The following is a 15,859-nucleotide window of genomic DNA, read 5'->3' on the forward strand; positions in this document are numbered from 1 at the left end:
TGATGCCCCGCCTGATGGCCGGCCCGGTTCCGCGGTGCGGAGCCGCTCGATGACGCAGGCCATCTCCGCCGCGCTCGCCCCGCGCATCGGCGTCATCGGGCTCGGCTACGTCGGGCTGCCGTTGACGGTGACCTTCGGCGGAAAACACGCCACGATCGGCTACGACATCGACCACGCGCGCGTGGCGGAACTGCAGCGTGGGGTGGACCACACCCTGGAACTGGAGGCGGACGAACTCGCCGCCGCGGTGCACGCGCGTTACACCGCCGATCCGTCGGATCTGGCCGAGTGCAATGTATACATCGTCACCGTGCCGACCCCGATCGACGCGCACGAGCAGCCCGACCTGGCGCCGTTGCGCAGTGCCAGCACCCTGATCGCCGGCCTGCTCACGCCCGGCGATATCGTGATCTACGAATCCACGGTCTATCCCGGCACCACCGAAGAAGTGTGCGTGCCGCTGCTGGAAGCAGGATCGGGACTGCGCTTCAACGTCGATTTCTACTGCGGCTACAGCCCCGAGCGGATCAATCCGGGCGACCGCGAACGCCGGCTGCCGGATATCCGCAAGATCACCTCCGGCTCGACGCCCGAGGTCGCCGCCGTGGTCGACGCGCTGTACAAGGGCATCATCACCGCCGGCACCTGGCCGGCGCCCTCGATCCGCGTGGCCGAAGCGGCCAAGGTGATCGAGAACATCCAGCGCGACGTCAACATCGCCTTGGTCAACGAGCTGGCGCTGATCTTCGACCGGCTCGGCATCGACACCCAGGATGTGCTGGACGCCGCCGGCAGCAAGTGGAACTTCCTGCCGTTCCGCCCCGGCCTGGTCGGTGGCCACTGCATCGGCGTGGACCCGTATTACCTGCTGCACAAGTCCGAGAGCGTGGGGTATCACCCCGATCTGATCCACACCGCGCGCCAGGTCAACAACCGTGTCGGCGAGCACGTCGCACAGCGGGTGCTGGCGCTGCTGGCCTCGCGCAGCATCGCCGTCGCACAGGCGCGCGTGCTGGTGCTGGGCGTGACCTTCAAGGAGAACTGCCCGGACCTGCGCAACAGCCGTGCGCTGGAGCTGGCGCAGCGGCTGCAGGCCAGTGGCGCGCGGGTGGACGTGCAGGACCCGTGGGTCGGGCCGGCCGCGCTCGCCGATGCGGGGGTGCACTGGGTCGAGGCACCGGCGGCGGCCGGCTATGACGCCGTGGTGCTGGCGGTGGCGCATGATCGTTTCCGCGCTTTCGACGCGGCGCAGGTGCGCGCGCTGCTCACGCCCGGTGGCGTGGTGTACGACGTCAAATCCGTATGGCCCCGGGAAGTGGTGGACGACCGCCTGTAGACTCGGGGCAGCTATTGATTGAGGAAAGCCATGCATCGCTATCTCGCGTATCTGCTCGCCATCCTGCTGTTTCCGGTCTGCCTGTGGTTGGCCACGATCTGGCCCGCCTGGTACTGGGGCGTGGGGGTGACGGCCGCACTGGCGGTGCTGGGCACCTGGGATCTGCTACAGAAACGCAGCACGCTGCGGCGCAACTACCCGGTGCTGGCGCACTTCCGCTACGGGCTGGAATCGATCGGCCCGGAGATCCGCCAGTATTTCGTGCAGAGCGATCTGGAGGACGTGCCGTTCTCGCGGCAGCAGCGCGCCCTGATCTACCAGCGCTCGAAGAATGAAATGGACGTGGTGCCGTTCGGCACGCTGCGCAGCACCTATGCCGTGGACTACGAATGGATCAACCATTCGCTCGCGCCGACCGAGATCGGCCACCACGATTTCCGCATCCAGATCGGCCCGAACTGCGCCAAGCCGTATTCGGCCAGTGTGTTCAACATCTCCGCGATGAGCTTCGGCTCGCTGTCGGCCAATGCGATCCGCGCACTCAACGAAGGCGCACGACGCGGCAGCTTCTACCACGACACCGGCGAAGGGTCGATCTCACCGTACCACCGTGAGATGGGCGGCGATCTGGTCTGGGAAATCGGCTCGGGCTACTTCGGCTGCCGTGACGATGCGGGTGGCTTCAGCGAAGAGAAGTTCGTCGCCAATGCCAACCACGATCAGGTCAAGATGATCGAGATCAAGCTCTCGCAGGGTGCCAAGCCCGGCCACGGCGGCGTGCTGCCGGCGGCCAAGGTCAGCGAGGAAATCTCGATCACCCGCGGCGTGCCGATGGGCGTGGATTGCGTCTCGCCGTCGAAGCACAGTGCGTTCAACACGCCGGTCGAGCTGCTGCAGTTCGTAGCGCGGCTGCGGGAGTTGTCCGGCGGCAAGCCGGTCGGTTTCAAGCTGGCCATCGGTCATCCCTGGGAGTGGTTCGGCATCGCCAAGGCGATGCAGGAGACCGGCTTGTTGCCGGACTTCATCGTGGTCGACGGGGCCGAGGGGGGTACCGGCGCGGCACCGGCCGAGTTCATCGATCATGTCGGCGTGCCGATGCATGAAGCCCTGCTGCTGGTGCACAACACCCTGGTCGGGCTGGACCTGCGCGATCGCATCCGGCTCGGCGCGGCCGGCAAGGTGACCAGCGCGTTCGAGATCGCCCGCACCATCGCGCTGGGCGCGGACTGGTGCAATGCCGGGCGGGGTTTCATGTTCGCGCTGGGCTGCATCCAGTCGCTGAGCTGCCACAGCGACAAATGCCCGACCGGCATCGCCACGCAGAACCCGAATCGCTGGCGCCACCTGGATGCGACCGACAAGGCCACGCGCGTGCACAGCTATCACGAGAACACGCTGCGTGCGCTGCGCGACCTGCTGTGCGCGGCCGGCCTCAATGATCCGTCGGAGCTGGGGCCGGAGCACATCCTGCGCCGTGTCTCGCCGGTGGAGATCCGTTCGCTGGCATCGCTGTACCGGTATCTCGCCCCCGGCGAGCTGCTGCGCAAGGTGCCGGACCATGCCGTCTTCCACGATTACTGGGCCGATGCGCGCAGCGATTCCTTCCAGCCCCCGGCGCGCATCCAGGCGCTGCGTGCGAGCAAATCGCGGTGAGTGGGGACCGTACCGTTCAACTGCGTGTGGGACGTGCCGATGAGGCCGACACCCTGTGGGTGCTTCGCACGCGCTGCGTGCGCGAACTGTGCAGCGCGGCCTATCCGCCGGAGGTGATCGCGCCCTGGTCGGCCACGCCACCGCCGGCGCACTATCGCGCGCTGCTGGCGGCCGGTGGCTGCGTGGTCGCCGAAGACAGCGACGGCGCCCTGCTGGGGTATGGGGTGATCGATCGGGACGGCAATGAGATCGACGCGCTGTTCGTCGATCCCGACTGCGGTGGCCGTGGCATCGGCCTGACCTTGATGCAGGCGATGGAGGCGTTGGCCGATCCGGCGCGTCCGCTGGTGCTCTCGGCCTCGCTCAACGCGGTGCCGTTCTACACCCGCTGTGGCTTCGAGGCCCTGCGCGAGGAACGCTATCCGCATCCCAGCGGGGTAGCGCTCGCCTCGGTGCGCATGCAGCGCACACGGTGATGCCGGCCAGCGGCCGGCACTACCTGGATGCTGCGCGCGGCATGCGCGACGAGGTGCGCTGAGCCGCGCCGAGCGCGCGTCAGGGCACGTATTGGTCGTTGCGGGCTGGCCGCGGGCACCACGCGCGCACCGTGTCGCACTGAACGCCCGTCAGGGCACATGTCGGTAGTGCCGGCCGCTGGCCGGCACCTCGCGATCTATGCCTGCGCCAGCCACGCCACCACGCCACGCCCGGCGCGCAGCCCGCTGGCGTAGCACGCCGTCAGCAGGTAACCGCCGGTCGGCGCTTCCCAGTCCAGCATCTCGCCGGCGCAGAACGTGCCGGGGCGCTCGCGCAGCATCAACTGCGCGTCCATCGCCTCCAGCCGCACCCCACCGGCGGTGCTGATCACTTCATCGATCGGCCGCGGTGCCTGCAGTGCCAACGGCAGGCGCTTGAGCGCGTGCGCGATCCGGTCCTGCGGCAGCTGCCCGGCCTCGCGGCCCAGCACCTCGAACAGCAGAGCGGATTTGACCCCGCCCAGGCCGAGCTGGCGACGCAGGAACTCGCCGAAACTGCGGCCCTGGCGCGGCTTCTGCAGCTTCTCCAGCACCTGCGCTTCGGTCTGGCCCGGCAACAGGTCCAGCTGCAGGTCCACCCGGCCATCGCGGGCCAGACTGTCGCGCAGATCGGCCGACAGCGCATAGATCAGGCTGCCTTCGATCCCGGTTGCGGTGATCACGCATTCGCCCTGCAGCGAACGCGGCTGACCCTGCAGGTCGGTCCAGTGCGCCACCACCGGCTTGAGCGGGGCACCGGCCTGGCGCTCGCTGAAGTAGGGCGTCCAGCCGATGTCGAAGCCGCAGTTGGCCGGCTTCAGCGGGGCGATGTCGATGCCACGCGCGGTCATGGGAGAGACCCACGCGCCATCCGACCCCAGTTCCGGCCAGCTGCCGCCGCCGAGCGCGAACACCACGGCGGCGGCAGTCACGGTGGTCTCGCCTTCAGGGGTCTGGAAACACAGCGCGCCCGTGTCATCCCAACCGGTCCAACGATGCTGCACATGAAAGCGCACACCCTGTTCCTTCAGCCGGCGCACCCAGCCGCGCAGTAGCGGCGCGGCCTTGCGGTCGACCGGGAACACGCGCCCCGAACTGCCCACGTAGGTCTCCACGCCGAATGCCAGCGCCCAGGCGCGCAGCGCCTCGGCATCGAAATCGGCCAGCCAGCCGCCTACCGCCTCCGCACGCTCGCGATAACGCGAGACGAACACGTCGCGCGCATCGGAGTGGGTCAGGTTGAGGCCGCCCTTGCCGGCGATCAGGAACTTGCGGCCGGGTGATCCCTTGGCCTCGTACAGGTCGACGACGTGGCCGGCGGCGCGCACGGTTTCCGCCGCCATCAGGCCGGCGGGACCGCCGCCGATGATCGCGACCCGGCGTGGGGTAGTCAGGGCAATGCTCATGCAGGCAGGATCAACGCGGCTTGACGTCGAGCAGCTCGACATCGAACACCAGCGAGGAGTTCGGTGCGATCGGGCCGGCGCGGCGGGCGCCATAGCCATACTCGGCGGGAATCATCAGCGTGCGCTTGCCGCCCACCTTCATGCCGGCGAAACCTTCGTCCCAGCCCTTGATGACCTGGCCTTCGCCGAGATCGAAGCTGAAGGGCTCGCCACGGTCCACCGAGCTGTCGAACTTGTCGCCATGCTTGTCCGCGGTGCGTTCGTCGTAGATCCACCCGGTGTAATGCACCGTGACCTTGCTGCCCGGCGTGGCCTCGGCGCCGGTGCCCGGCTGGGTGTCGATCTTCTCGAACTGCGCGATGCTGCCACCGGGCGGCGGGCCGGGCGGGGTGCAGGCCGCCAGCAGCGACAACATCAGGGGGGCGAGCAGGTAACGCGGCAGACGGCGCATGGCGGGCTCCGGATCCAAAAAACGGGGACGCAAGGGTAGCGCATCGCCGGGCGCTATCATGGGCGCATGTCGAAACTGCTGCTCAACCTGCGCAATGTCGCGGACGATGAAATCCAGGATGTCACCGCCCTGCTGGACAAGGCGGGCATCGCCCATTACCGCACCGAGCCCAGCCCCTGGGGAATCTCCTTTGGCGGGATATGGGTCCGCGACAACGAGGATCACCCACGGGCCAAGGCGCTGATGGCCGAGTACCAGCAGGCGCGCGGCGAACGCGTCCGCGGTGAGCGCGAGGCCGCCCTGCGCGAGGGCACGGCCGAGACCTTCGGCAGCCTGATCCGGCGCCGCCCGGTGTTCGTGGTCGCGGTGTTGATCGGCATGGCCGTCGCGACCGCGCTGGTGCTGCTGCCGTTCGTGCTGCTGCGCGGCTGATTCCCGGCCGGGTCAGGCGCGGCGCCTGCCCAGCGGCTAAAATGGCGGGATGATCGCCAATACCGCCGCCTACCACTTCACTCCCGTCGCCGACCCGGACGCGCTGTGCGCGACCCTGCTGGAGCGGGCAACCGCCGCGCAGCTGCGCGGCACGATCCTGGTGGCGGGCGAGGGCATCAACCTGTTCCTGGCCGGCGCCGAGCCCGGGATCGACGGCTTCTACGCCGCGCTGCGGGCGGATCCGCGGTTTGCCGGGCTGCGCGTGAAGACCAGCTACAGCCCCATGCAGCCGTTCGCCCGGCTCAAGGCCAAGGTCAAGCCGGAGATCATCAGTTTCCGCATCGACGACGGCCAGCCGCTGGCCTATCCGCGCGCACCCTCGATCGATCCGGCCACGGTGCAGCGCTGGCTGCGCCAGGGGCACGATGACGCGGGCAAGCCGGTGGTGATGCTGGACACCCGCAACACCCAGGAAATCGAGTACGGCACCTTCCAAGACGCGCTGGTGCTGCCGATCACCAAGTTCACCGACCTGCCCGAGGCCCTGGCCCCGCACCGCGAGGCGCTCAAGGACAGCACGGTGGTCAGCTTCTGCACCGGCGGCATCCGCTGCGAGAAGGCGGCGCTGTGGATGCGCAACGATGGCATGGACAACGTCCTGCAGCTGGACGGCGGCATCCTGGGCTATTTCGAGGCCGTGGGCGGCGAGGGCTATGACGGCCGCTGCTTCGTGTTCGACGAGCGGGTGGCGCTGGACCCGTCTCTGCAACCGCTGGTCGACCAGGACGCCGACGCCGCCTGAGCCGTCTTCACGGCCTTGATTGTCCTGAATCGTCGCGAGACGGAAATCAGCGTCTTGCCATCCGCGCCTTGTGGGCGGTGGCAAACCGCGCGGACAGCCCCATCTCAGTGAGATATCTCCTGGTTGGAACGAGCATTCATGATGCAGCTGTCGATTCTTGATCTGGCGCCGGTCTGCGAAGGCAGCGACACCACGCAGGCCTTCGCCAACATGCTGGACCTGGCCCAGCACGCCGAAGGCTGGGGTTTCCATCGCTATTGGCTGGCCGAGCACCACAACATGCCCGGCATCGCCAGCGCCGCCACCGCGGTGCTGATCGGTCATGTGGCCGGGGGCACCCAGCGCATCCGGGTCGGCGCCGGCGGCATCATGCTGCCCAACCACTCGCCGCTGCAGGTGGCCGAGCAGTTCGGCACGCTGGCCTCGCTGTACCCGGACCGCATCGATCTGGGCCTGGGCCGCGCGCCGGGCACCGACCAGCCGACCGCCCGCGCGCTGCGCCGTTACTTCGACAGCGCCGACCAGTTCCCGCAGGACGTGCGCGAGCTGCTGCACTACTTCGAGCCGGCCCAGAAGGGCCAGGCCGTGCGCGCCGTGCCCGGTGCGGGCATTCCGGTGCCGGTGTGGCTGCTGGGCTCCAGTCTCTTCAGTGCGCGCCTGTCGGCGGCGATGGGGCTGCCGTTCGCGTTCGCCTCGCACTTTGCCCCGGACGCGATGGACGAAGCGTTGGCGGTCTACCGTCGCGAGTTCCGCGCCTCGCAGTATCTGCAGGCGCCGTACGCGGTGCTGGGCCTGAACTTGGTCGCCAGTGATTCCGAAGCCGACGCCAAGCGGCTGTTCACCACCCAGCAGCAGAGTTTCGTCAATCTGCGTCGTGGCCTGCCGGGCCTGATTCCGCCGCCGATCGACGACATCGAAGCGTTCTGGCAGCCGCACGAAAAGGCCGGTGTGCAGAGCGCGCTGGCCTGTGCGGTGGTCGGCGACGTGAAGCAGGTGCAGGACGGTCTCGCCGCCTTCGTGGCGCGGCACAAGCCGGACGAAGTGCTGGTCACCGCCAACATCTACGATCATGCCGCGCGCAAGCGTTCGTTCGGCCTGGCGATGCAGGCATGGCGCGCGTTGCAGGCCTGACCCCGGCGCTGCATGCGAAGAACACGTGACCACGCGGTTCACGTCGCCGTAGCCGCCAATCGGCTGTGATGGGGGCTCCCCTTACAGGAGCCACCTCATGGCCGAACACGATCGCCAGCAGCACATCAAACAACTGGCCGGATTGATCCGCGACGTGGACATCGCGATGTTCACCACGGTCGGCGCGGACGGCCGGTTGTTCAGTCGACCGCTGGGCACGCAGGAAGTCGAGTTCGATGGCGACCTGTGGTTCGCCACCGGCGCCGACAGCCCGAAAATCGCCGAGATCGCGGCCAATCCGCGCGTCAACGTCGCCTACGCGTCGCCCTCGGGCAACACCTATGTCTCGGTCTCGGGTACGGCCCGCGTGGTCAATGATCGCGCGAAGATCGAGCAGCTGTGGTCACCGGCGATGAAGATCTTCTTCCCCGGCGGCAAGGACGACCCGAACCTGCGCCTGATCCACGTCAGCGCCGAATCGGCCGAGTACTGGGATGGTCCCGGTGGCCTGCTGGGCAAGGCGCTGTACTTCGTGCTGTCGGCGGTGACCGACGATCCGGGCGCGATGTCCGACACCGGCACGGTGGATCTCAAGCCGAGCGCGTAGGTAATTCAGCGGTAGGTACCGACCGTTGGTCGGTACTTCAACGACAGGTACCGACCGTTGCTCAGCAATGCGGTAGGTACCGACCGTTGGTCGGTACTTCAGTACGTCAGAACCAGCGCTGGAACAGATCCACCGTGTAGCCCACCAGTTGCCCCGAACTGAAGCCGAAGAACAACACGGCGGCCACGGCGCCGATCCAGTTGAGCAGCATCAGCACGCCATCGCGCTCCAGCAGCGCGAGGGCGAACAGCAGCAGCTGGAAGCCGAACAGGTAATTGGTGAGCGGGATCGGCAGCGACAACAGCACGCCGATCAGGATCAGCAGCAGGCCGCTGAACGCATGCGCCGGCAGCGGCACCAGCAGGCCGGGCATCCGCGGCTTGAGCAGGCGGTCCAGCCGCCGCAGCGGACCGTCGATCCGCTCCAGGAAACGATGCATGGTTCCGCGTTTCGGACCCCGCCTGCTGATGAAGCCCGGCAGCCACGGCCGGCGCATGCCGCACAGCATCTGCGCGCCGATCAGCACCACCAGCGGCCCGCTGACCGCACCGCCGATCCCGGGGATCGGAATGAAGGCGGGCAGGATCGCGACGAACAGGAACACACCGAACGCACTCTGCTGCAGGTCCTGCAGGATCTGGCCCAGCAGCAGCCGTTGCTCCGGGTCACCGTGGTCGAACATCGCCAGCAGGGTACGGATACCCTCGTTGCGGTACTGCGGCCGCGTCGGGTCCGGCGGCGTCGGCTCAGCCGGTGATGTCATCGGTCTCGTCTTCGCTCAGGGTACGCAGCAGCAGCTTGTCGACCCGGGCACCGTCGAGATCGACGATCTCGATGCGCCAGCCGGCCCAATCGAAGTACTCGCCCGCATGCGGGATGCGGCCGAAATAGTGGATGCACATGCCGGCCAGCGTGTAGTAGTCGCCATCGTCGGCATCGGGCAGCTCGGCGTTGCCCATCAGTTCGCGCAGGTCCTCGATCGACAGCGAACCGTCGACCAGGAACGAGCCGTCCTCACGGGTCACCACCAGCGCGTCCTCGTCCACGTTCTCCACCGACTGCAGGCGGCCAACCACCGCGCCCATCAGGTCGCTGATCGTGACCAGGCCCTGGATCTCGCCGTACTCGTCCACCACCAGCGCCATCGACTGCTGTTCCTCGCGGAAGATCTCCAGCAGCTTCATCGCATGGGTGGACTCGGAGACGTACAGCGGCTCGCGCAGGTTCTGGAACAGCGAATGGTCATCGCGCACCAGGCGGGTCACCAGGCTCTTGACCTCGAGCACGCCGACGATGTCCTGGTCGTTGTCGCGGAACACCGGGTACCGCGAGAACTCGTTCTCGCGCATGGTCGCGATGTTCTTCTCCGGATCGGCCTGGGTATCCAGCCAGGCGATCCGATTGCGCGGGGTCATCAGGCTGTCGGCGGTGCGGTCGCCCAGGCGCATGACGCGGTTCATCATGTCGCGCTCGTGGGCGTCGATCACGCCGGCCTCGTGGCTCTCGGCCACCAGCATGCGGATCTCTTCTTCCGTCACCGAGGCCGATTCGTCCTTGCCCAGACCGAGCACGCGCAGCACCAGCCGGGTGGAGTGGGACAGTAGCCAGACGCCGGGCGCGGCGATGCGGGCGAGCCAGCTCATCGGCAGCGCCACCAGGCCGGCGATGTCCTCCGAACGGGTCAGGGCCAGCCGCTTGGGAACCAGCTCGCCGAAGATCAGTGTCAGGAAGGTGATCAGGGCCACGGCCAGCGTCTTGCCGACCACGCCCGAGTAAGCAAAGGCCGGGAACATGCCCTGCAGCCACTCGGCGATGGTCAGGCCGATCGCCTCACCGCCGAACAGGCCGGTCAGGATGCCGATCAGGGTGATCCCGATCTGGACCGTGGAGAGGAAGTTCTCGGGTTTCTCGGACAGCGCCAGGGCGCGCTCGGCGCGCTTGCTGGAGCCGGCCATCTGCTTGAGGCGGCTCTTGCGCGAGGTCATGACCGACATCTCGGACATGGCGAAGAAGCCGTTGAGCAGGATCAGGGCGAGGACAATAATCAGTTCAAACACGGGCGGCATCCCCGGTTGGTGGCAGGGAGGGCGTGTTCAAGCGATGTCGGCTACCGGAGGGCGCGTGAGCGCGGCGGTGCGGCGGGGGGTAAGGGTCGTCGTCCATAGAGTGCACCCGAAGGTGCCCGCGCATCTTAACAAAAGGCCGGGGCAGGGATGCAATCAGGGTCGTTCAGGCAGGGCCGTCAGAGCGTGAAGATGACAGGGAGTACCCGGATTGGACATCAAACCGTCATAATTCCGCCCGGTGCCGTCCTTCCTCGACGGCGAATAGGTTTCTCAATGTTCTCTCTGCAGACCATTTTTGGCTCCGGCAAACAGTTCTACACCCTGCTGGACGAGGCTGCCCAGGCCGCCCAGGACAGCTCCAAGGCGCTGCACTCCATGCTGCGCGAAGCGGACCGCCAGCCGGCGCTGGACGCCTTCAAGCTGGCCCGCCTGCGCGAGCGCGCGGCCTCGGACAAGATCAGCCAGGCGCTGGTCGACAGCTTCATGACCCCGATCGAGCGCGAAGACATCGAAGCGCTGGGTTCGGCGCTGTACAAGATTCCCAAGCAGATCGAGAAGTTCGCCGATCGCTATTCGCTGGCCACCCAGCATCTGGAACACATCGATTTCGCGCCGCGCGCGGCGATGCTGGAACAGGCTGCCAACGTGGTCGTGGAGATGGTCAACGACCTGCGCCACATGAACCTGGACCGGATGACCGCGCTCAACGAGAAGCTGCGTTCGCTGGAAAACGAAGCCGACCGCCTGATGCTCGAGCTGTACCGCGACATCTATTCCGGCCGCCTGGACAGCCTGCAGATGTTCCTGCTCAAGGAATTCTTCGAGATCCTGGAAAAGGCCATCGATCGTTGCCGCGAGGCCGGCGTGGTGGCGTACCAGATCGTCTTGAAGAACAGCTGACGGACGCCACAGCATGCTGACCCTTGTCCTGGTGGTGATCCTGGCCGCGCTCGTCTTCGAGTTCATCAACGGCTTCCACGACACCGCCAACTCCATCGCCACCGTGGTGGCGACCAAAGTGCTCTCGCCCGGCTGGGCGGTGATGCTCGCCGCGTTCATGAACCTCATCGGCGCGCTGACCGGCACCGCCGTCGCGCTGACCATCGCCTCGGGCCTGCTCAACACCAACGTGGTCGATGTGACCCCGCAGGTGATCCTGTGCGCGCTGCTGGGCGGCATCATCTGGAACCTGATCACGTGGTGGAAGGGCCTGCCGTCCTCGTCCTCGCACGCCCTGATCGGCGGCCTGTGCGGCGCCGGCCTGGCCGCTGCCCATAACAACTGGGATGCACTGATCTGGTCTGAACGCATCGGCACCTGGGCCCAGAACAAGGGCCTGCTGTGGAAGGTGTTCCTGCCGATGATCACCTCGCCGATCGCCGGCTTCCTGCTCGGCATCGCGGTGATGCTGCTGCTGTGGGGCATGATCGCGGGCATGGCGAAGATCGGTGGCTTCCTGGGCCGCCTGGCCCGGCCGCGCATCGTCAACGCCTTCTTCGGCAAGGCGCAGATCGTGTCGGCGGCCTACATGGGCTTCGCCCACGGTCACAACGACGCGCAGAAGACCATGGGCATCATCGCCATGACCCTGATCGGTGCCGAGGCGACCGGTGCGTTGAACGACCTGCCGTCCTGGCTGGCCTTCATGCACCCGGACGCGAGCGCCGGTGACGGCATCGCGATGTGGATCGTGCTGACCTGCGCCGTGGTGATGGCCGCCGGTACCGCGTCGGGCGGCTGGAAGATCATCAAGACCCTGGGCCACAAGATGGTCAAGCTGCACCCGATCCACGGTTTCGCCGCGGAAACCAGCTCGGCCACGATCCTGACCGTGGCGGCGCACTTCGGCATGCCGGTCTCCACCACCCACAGCATCTCCACCGCGATCATGGGCGTGGGCTTCGCCAAGAACCCGCGTTCGCTGCGCTTCGGCGTGATCGAGCGCATCGTGTGGGCTTGGATCCTGACGATCCCGGCCGCTGGGGGCTGTGCGTACCTGATCCTGCGTCTGTTCGAAATGTTCGGCTGGGCCTGATCGGTCCACGCGTTGAACATCGAAAAGCCCGCCGAAAGGCGGGCTTTTTCGTGGGAGGGATCCTGCCGGACAGGGTGGGGCTGGGCCGGCACACCCAGGATGGCGTCGCGCCGGCTCTAATGCGGCGCTGGGTCGGCCCGGTCCTGCCACTCGCGTGCCAGCAGGCCGTACACGGCTGAATCGGAGACCTCGCCGGCAACCCGCCAGCGCTCCCGCAGCACTCCTTCGCGCTGGAAGCCGAGCCGCTCCAGCACCTTCGCCGAGGGCACGTTGCGCGGATCGATCTCCGCTTCCAGGCGACGCAGGCGCAGCACGTCGAACAGATACGCCGCGAACCGTGACAGCGCCTCGTGCATGTAGCCCTTGCCCTGCGCCGACGGCGCGAGGTGATACCCGATCTCCGCGCGCCGGGACGTCTCGTCGATCGCGAACACCACCACGATCCCCAGCAGTGGCCCGTCCACACACTCACGGATCGCCAGCTTCAACTGCGTGCCCGCATCCAGCGCAGCCAGATCGTCGAGGATCTGCACGTAGGCCTGCTTGAGGTCCGTCCACGCCGGATGGTTCCAGTAGCGCATGCCGGCACGGTCGGACTGGATCGCGAACAGCGCCTGCGCGTCGCCGGCCCGGACAGGGGTCAGTGCCAGGCGTGCGCTGTCCAACTGCAGGGTCGGATCGAACGGCATGCGGGTTCCTGTGCTCGAGGTATGGCCACGTTAGCCGCTCCTGCCCCGTGTAGCCATGCCCGGTGTCTCCCCGCGCCCCAAAAAAAACCCGCCGGGAGGCGGGTTTTTCCAGTATCACAACCGATCGATCAGACTTCCAGCGAGGCCAGGTCGCCCTTCTTTTCCAGCCAGCCCTTGCGGTCGCTGGCGCGCTTCTTGGCCAGCAGCATGTCCATCAGCGAATGGGTCTGCTCGCCATCGTCGATGGTGAGCTGCACCAAGCGACGCGTATCGGGATGGATGGTGGACTCGCGCAGCTGCTGCGGGTTCATTTCACCCAGGCCCTTGAAGCGGGTCACGCTGACCTGGCCCTTGATCTTCTCGCGCTCGATCTTGTCCAGCATCGTGCGCTTTTCTTCCTCGTCCAAGGCGTAGAACACCTGCTTGCCCACGTCGACGCGGAACAGCGGCGGCATCGCCACGAATACGTGGCCGGCATCGACCAGCGCCGGGAAGTGCTTGAGGAACAGCGCGGTCAGCAGGGTCGCGATGTGCAGGCCGTCCGAGTCGGCGTCGGCCAGGATGACGACCTTGCCGTAGCGCAGGCCGGCGATGTCTTCCTTGCCCGGGTCGCAGCCGATCGCGATCGCCAGGTTGTGCACTTCTTCCGAGGCCAGCACGCTGCCCGAGGACACTTCCCAGGTGTTGAGGATCTTGCCGCGCAGCGGCAGGATCGCCTGGAAGTCCTTGTCGCGGGCCTGCTTGGCACTGCCGCCCGCGGAGTCGCCTTCGACCAGGAACAGCTCGGTGCGCGACAGGTCCTGGCTGATGCAGTCGGCCAGCTTGCCGGGCAGGGCGGGGCCCTGGGTGACCTTCTTGCGGGTCACCAGCTTCTCGGTCTTCAGGCGCGCACTGGCGCGCTCGATCGCCAGCTGCGCGATCTGCTCGCCCAATGCGACGTTCTGATTCAGCAGCAGGCTGAAGGCATCATGCGCTGCGCCCTCGACGAAGCCCGCGGCCTGGCGCGAGGACAGCCGCTCCTTGGTCTGGCCGCTGAACTGCGGGTCGGTCATCTTCAGCGACAGCACGAACGACACGCGGTCCCAGACATCCTCCGGGGCCAGCTTGACGCCACGCGGCAGCAGGTTGCGGAAGTCGCAGAACTCGCGCAGCGCCTCGGTCAGGCCGGTGCGCAGGCCGTTGGCGTGGGTGCCGTGCTGGGCGGTGGGAATCAGGTTGACGTAGCTTTCCTGGACCAGTTCGCCCTCGGGAATCCAGGCCAGGGCCCAGTCCACGATCTCGTTTTCTTTCTTCAGGTGGCCCACGAACAGGTCGGCCGGCAGCATCTCGCGCTCGCCAAGCTCGGCCTTCAGGTAATCGCTCAGGCCATCTTCGTAGTACCAGGTGTCCTGCTCGCCGGTCGCTTCATCGAGAAGCTTGACGGTCAGGCCCGGGCACAGCACAGCCTTGGCGCGCAGCAGGTGGCGAAGGGCACGCAGGTTGTACTTGGGCGTATCGAAGTACTTCGGGTCGGCCCAGAAGCGCACGCGGGTACCGGTGTTCTTCTTGCCGACGCTGCCGACCACTTCCAGCGGAGTGGCGCGGTCGCCGTTGCGGAAGGTGATGCGGTGTTCGCTGCCGTCGCGCTTGATGTGCACTTCGACCAGGGTGGACAACGCGTTGACCACGCTGACGCCGACGCCATGCAGGCCGCCGGAGAAGGTGTAGTTCTTGTTGTTGAACTTGCCGCCCGCATGCAGGCGGGTCAGGATCAGTTCGACGCCGGGGATCTTCTCCTCGGGGTGGATGTCCACGGGCATGCCGCGGCCGTCATCGCTGACCTCGCAGCTGCCGTCCTTGAACAGCGTGACTTCGACCGTGTGGGCGTGTCCGGCCAAGGCTTCGTCGACGGCATTGTCGATGACTTCCTGCGCCAGATGGTTCGGGCGCGCGGTGTCGGTGTACATGCCGGGGCGGCGCTTGACCGGGTCCAGGCCGGACAGGACTTCAATATCGGCGGCGTTATAGCGGGCGTTCATCTGTCTTCATAAAGCGCAATGCGACGGCGAAGTTTGCGGTCTGGACGGGTTTTTTGCACGCCACACGTTCAGGGGGCGGCCGACCGGGGCGCGATAGACTGTCTGGGATGGGAAACCGGACCCTCCGGCGACCCATTCCATGCCATACCGCGAGGAGCACCCCATGAAGAAGTTGCTGACCATCGTTGCCATCGCCGCCGCGGTGGTGGCCGTGCCCATGGCACTGGCCCAGAACGCCGGACAGGGCCAGCCCACGCCGCAGCAGGGCGAACAGGCCGACAAGGCGCAGGCCGAGGCGGACGCCAAGGCCAAGCGCCGCGCCGCCGCCACGGCCGAAATGAAGGCCAGGGGCGAGCAGGCCCCGCAGAAGGAAGAGGAAGAAGAGGCGCGGAAGAAGCGATAAGCGCTTCGCGCTGACGCTTCCCCACGGTTTGCGCGGCAAACCGTGGGCCCCGCTCACCCTCTCCTCCACATCCCCGCGCCTGTCGGCGCGCCCCCTTGAACTCCAAGGGGGCTCTCCACCAGAGAGGCCTGGGAATCTGAAAAAGTACTCACCATGAGCCCCGGTATCGCGCCGGGGCTCTTCTTTTTATGTGAAGACCGTCATCCGCCCCTTGGGCTGGAGGCCGGCAATCTGTAAACTATGGCTTTCCGGGAGTAGTGCGTGTCATCCATCAGCGAATGGACTGGCCTGATCGTGCGCGATCGCCAGCAGGGT

16 protein-coding genes are annotated in these 15,859 nt (G+C 67.0%); 10 read left to right on the forward strand and 6 right to left on the reverse strand.

From position 1 onward, the window contains the following. Nucleotides 1-49: 49 nt before the first annotated feature. Genes HH110_RS10365 through HH110_RS10375 form a run of 3 tightly spaced genes read left to right on the forward strand, consistent with a single transcriptional unit; the run spans nt 50 to nt 3,465 of the window. Entirely contained in the window at nt 50-1,336 is a 1,287-nt protein-coding gene (locus tag HH110_RS10365) for a nucleotide sugar dehydrogenase (protein ID WP_176989612.1), read from the forward strand. A 30-nt stretch (nt 1,337-1,366) separates the two neighbouring features. Beyond that, nucleotides 1,367-2,989 carry an FMN-binding glutamate synthase family protein gene (locus tag HH110_RS10370; protein WP_176989613.1) on the forward strand — a complete coding sequence of 541 codons (1,623 nt, stop codon included), beginning with the start codon at nt 1,367-1,369 and terminating at the stop codon, nt 2,987-2,989. 26 nt (nt 2,990-3,015) lie between these two features. Further along, nucleotides 3,016-3,465 (forward strand): GNAT family N-acetyltransferase, encoded by a 450-nt coding sequence (locus HH110_RS10375; RefSeq protein WP_342589238.1) that lies wholly within the window; start codon nt 3,016-3,018, stop codon nt 3,463-3,465. Between the two features lie 197 nt (nt 3,466-3,662). Here the strand turns inward: HH110_RS10375 and HH110_RS10380 are convergent, their stop codons facing one another. After that, complete coding sequence (locus tag HH110_RS10380) at nt 3,663-4,910, reverse strand: TIGR03862 family flavoprotein (protein WP_176989615.1); 1,248 nt, start codon at nt 4,908-4,910, stop codon at nt 3,663-3,665. Between the two features lie 10 nt (nt 4,911-4,920). Continuing rightward, a complete protein-coding gene (locus tag HH110_RS10385; RefSeq protein WP_176989616.1) occupies nt 4,921-5,361 on the reverse strand; it encodes an FKBP-type peptidyl-prolyl cis-trans isomerase in 441 nt (146 codons plus the stop codon). 66 nt (nt 5,362-5,427) lie between these two features. On the opposite strand from HH110_RS10385, the gene HH110_RS10390 reads away from it, so the two are divergent. The 4 genes from HH110_RS10390 (at nt 5,428) to HH110_RS10405 (ending at nt 8,333) form a co-directional block, all read left to right on the forward strand. Continuing rightward, nucleotides 5,428-5,793, forward strand: coding sequence for a DUF6164 family protein (locus tag HH110_RS10390; RefSeq protein WP_176989617.1), 366 nt, complete (start codon nt 5,428-5,430; stop codon nt 5,791-5,793). A gap of 49 nt (nt 5,794-5,842) precedes the next feature. Next, nucleotides 5,843-6,595, forward strand: coding sequence for a sulfurtransferase (locus HH110_RS10395; RefSeq protein ID WP_176989618.1), 753 nt, complete (start codon nt 5,843-5,845; stop codon nt 6,593-6,595). A 138-nt stretch (nt 6,596-6,733) separates the two neighbouring features. Next, on the forward strand, nt 6,734-7,726 hold the full coding sequence (locus HH110_RS10400; RefSeq protein ID WP_176989619.1) for an LLM class flavin-dependent oxidoreductase: 993 nt from the start codon (nt 6,734-6,736) through the stop codon (nt 7,724-7,726). Nucleotides 7,727-7,823: 97 nt separating this feature from the next. Further along, nucleotides 7,824-8,333 (forward strand): pyridoxamine 5'-phosphate oxidase family protein, encoded by a 510-nt coding sequence (locus tag HH110_RS10405; protein WP_176989620.1) that lies wholly within the window; start codon nt 7,824-7,826, stop codon nt 8,331-8,333. 106 nt (nt 8,334-8,439) lie between these two features. Here the strand turns inward: HH110_RS10405 and HH110_RS10410 are convergent, their stop codons facing one another. Together HH110_RS10410 and HH110_RS10415 are read right to left on the reverse strand one after the other, a co-directional pair. Then, the gene (locus HH110_RS10410) at nt 8,440-9,096 is read right to left on the reverse strand and encodes an exopolysaccharide biosynthesis protein (RefSeq protein WP_176989621.1); all 657 of its coding nucleotides are present in this window, start codon (nt 9,094-9,096) and stop codon (nt 8,440-8,442) included. Next, on the reverse strand, nt 9,080-10,390 hold the full coding sequence (locus tag HH110_RS10415) for a hemolysin family protein (RefSeq protein ID WP_176989622.1): 1,311 nt from the start codon (nt 10,388-10,390) through the stop codon (nt 9,080-9,082). Before HH110_RS10415 ends, HH110_RS10410 begins: the two co-directional genes overlap by 17 nt. Nucleotides 10,391-10,672: 282 nt before the next feature. Here HH110_RS10415 and HH110_RS10420 point away from each other — a divergent pair, with 282 nt between their 5' ends. Both HH110_RS10420 and HH110_RS10425 read left to right on the forward strand, forming a co-directional pair. Next, the gene (locus HH110_RS10420; RefSeq protein ID WP_176989623.1) at nt 10,673-11,299 is read left to right on the forward strand and encodes a DUF47 domain-containing protein; all 627 of its coding nucleotides are present in this window, start codon (nt 10,673-10,675) and stop codon (nt 11,297-11,299) included. Between the two features lie 13 nt (nt 11,300-11,312). Beyond that, nucleotides 11,313-12,434 carry an inorganic phosphate transporter gene (locus HH110_RS10425; RefSeq protein WP_176989624.1) on the forward strand — a complete coding sequence of 374 codons (1,122 nt, stop codon included), beginning with the start codon at nt 11,313-11,315 and terminating at the stop codon, nt 12,432-12,434. A 116-nt stretch (nt 12,435-12,550) separates the two neighbouring features. Here the strand turns inward: HH110_RS10425 and HH110_RS10430 are convergent, their stop codons facing one another. Together HH110_RS10430 and parE are read right to left on the reverse strand one after the other, a co-directional pair. After that, nucleotides 12,551-13,123 carry a GNAT family N-acetyltransferase gene (locus tag HH110_RS10430; RefSeq protein ID WP_176989625.1) on the reverse strand — a complete coding sequence of 191 codons (573 nt, stop codon included), beginning with the start codon at nt 13,121-13,123 and terminating at the stop codon, nt 12,551-12,553. A gap of 128 nt (nt 13,124-13,251) precedes the next feature. Next, the gene (gene parE / locus HH110_RS10435; protein WP_176989626.1) at nt 13,252-15,141 is read right to left on the reverse strand and encodes a DNA topoisomerase IV subunit B; all 1,890 of its coding nucleotides are present in this window, start codon (nt 15,139-15,141) and stop codon (nt 13,252-13,254) included. A 163-nt stretch (nt 15,142-15,304) separates the two neighbouring features. Here parE and HH110_RS10440 point away from each other — a divergent pair, with 163 nt between their 5' ends. Continuing rightward, nucleotides 15,305-15,544: a hypothetical protein gene (locus tag HH110_RS10440; protein ID WP_176989627.1), complete on the forward strand. Its 240-nt coding sequence runs from the start codon at nt 15,305-15,307 to the stop codon at nt 15,542-15,544. Nucleotides 15,545-15,859 lie beyond the last annotated feature (315 nt).

Source organism: Stenotrophomonas sp. SAM-B (assembly GCF_013387485.1).
Lineage (GTDB): Bacteria > Pseudomonadota > Gammaproteobacteria > Xanthomonadales > Xanthomonadaceae > Stenotrophomonas > Stenotrophomonas maltophilia_AA.

Excerpts from the sequence above, each read along its gene's own strand:
- HH110_RS10365 (WP_176989612.1), top strand. The coding sequence starts at position 50 with ATGACGCAGGCCATCTCCGCCGCGCTCGCCCCGCGCATCGGCGTCATC.
- HH110_RS10370 (WP_176989613.1), top strand. The coding sequence starts at position 1,367 with ATGCATCGCTATCTCGCGTATCTGCTCGCCATCCTGCTGTTTCCGGTC.
- HH110_RS10380 (WP_176989615.1), bottom strand. The coding sequence starts at position 4,910 with ATGAGCATTGCCCTGACTACCCCACGCCGGGTCGCGATCATCGGCGGC.
- HH110_RS10385 (WP_176989616.1), bottom strand. The coding sequence starts at position 5,361 with ATGCGCCGTCTGCCGCGTTACCTGCTCGCCCCCCTGATGTTGTCGCTG.
- HH110_RS10390 (WP_176989617.1), top strand. The coding sequence starts at position 5,428 with ATGTCGAAACTGCTGCTCAACCTGCGCAATGTCGCGGACGATGAAATC.
- HH110_RS10395 (WP_176989618.1), top strand. The coding sequence starts at position 5,843 with ATGATCGCCAATACCGCCGCCTACCACTTCACTCCCGTCGCCGACCCG.
- HH110_RS10400 (WP_176989619.1), top strand. The coding sequence starts at position 6,734 with ATGATGCAGCTGTCGATTCTTGATCTGGCGCCGGTCTGCGAAGGCAGC.
- HH110_RS10405 (WP_176989620.1), top strand. The coding sequence starts at position 7,824 with ATGGCCGAACACGATCGCCAGCAGCACATCAAACAACTGGCCGGATTG.
- HH110_RS10410 (WP_176989621.1), bottom strand. The coding sequence starts at position 9,096 with ATGACATCACCGGCTGAGCCGACGCCGCCGGACCCGACGCGGCCGCAG.
- HH110_RS10420 (WP_176989623.1), top strand. The coding sequence starts at position 10,673 with ATGTTCTCTCTGCAGACCATTTTTGGCTCCGGCAAACAGTTCTACACC.
- HH110_RS10425 (WP_176989624.1), top strand. The coding sequence starts at position 11,313 with ATGCTGACCCTTGTCCTGGTGGTGATCCTGGCCGCGCTCGTCTTCGAG.
- HH110_RS10430 (WP_176989625.1), bottom strand. The coding sequence starts at position 13,123 with ATGCCGTTCGATCCGACCCTGCAGTTGGACAGCGCACGCCTGGCACTG.
- parE (WP_176989626.1), bottom strand. The coding sequence starts at position 15,141 with ATGAACGCCCGCTATAACGCCGCCGATATTGAAGTCCTGTCCGGCCTG.
- HH110_RS10440 (WP_176989627.1), top strand. The coding sequence starts at position 15,305 with ATGAAGAAGTTGCTGACCATCGTTGCCATCGCCGCCGCGGTGGTGGCC.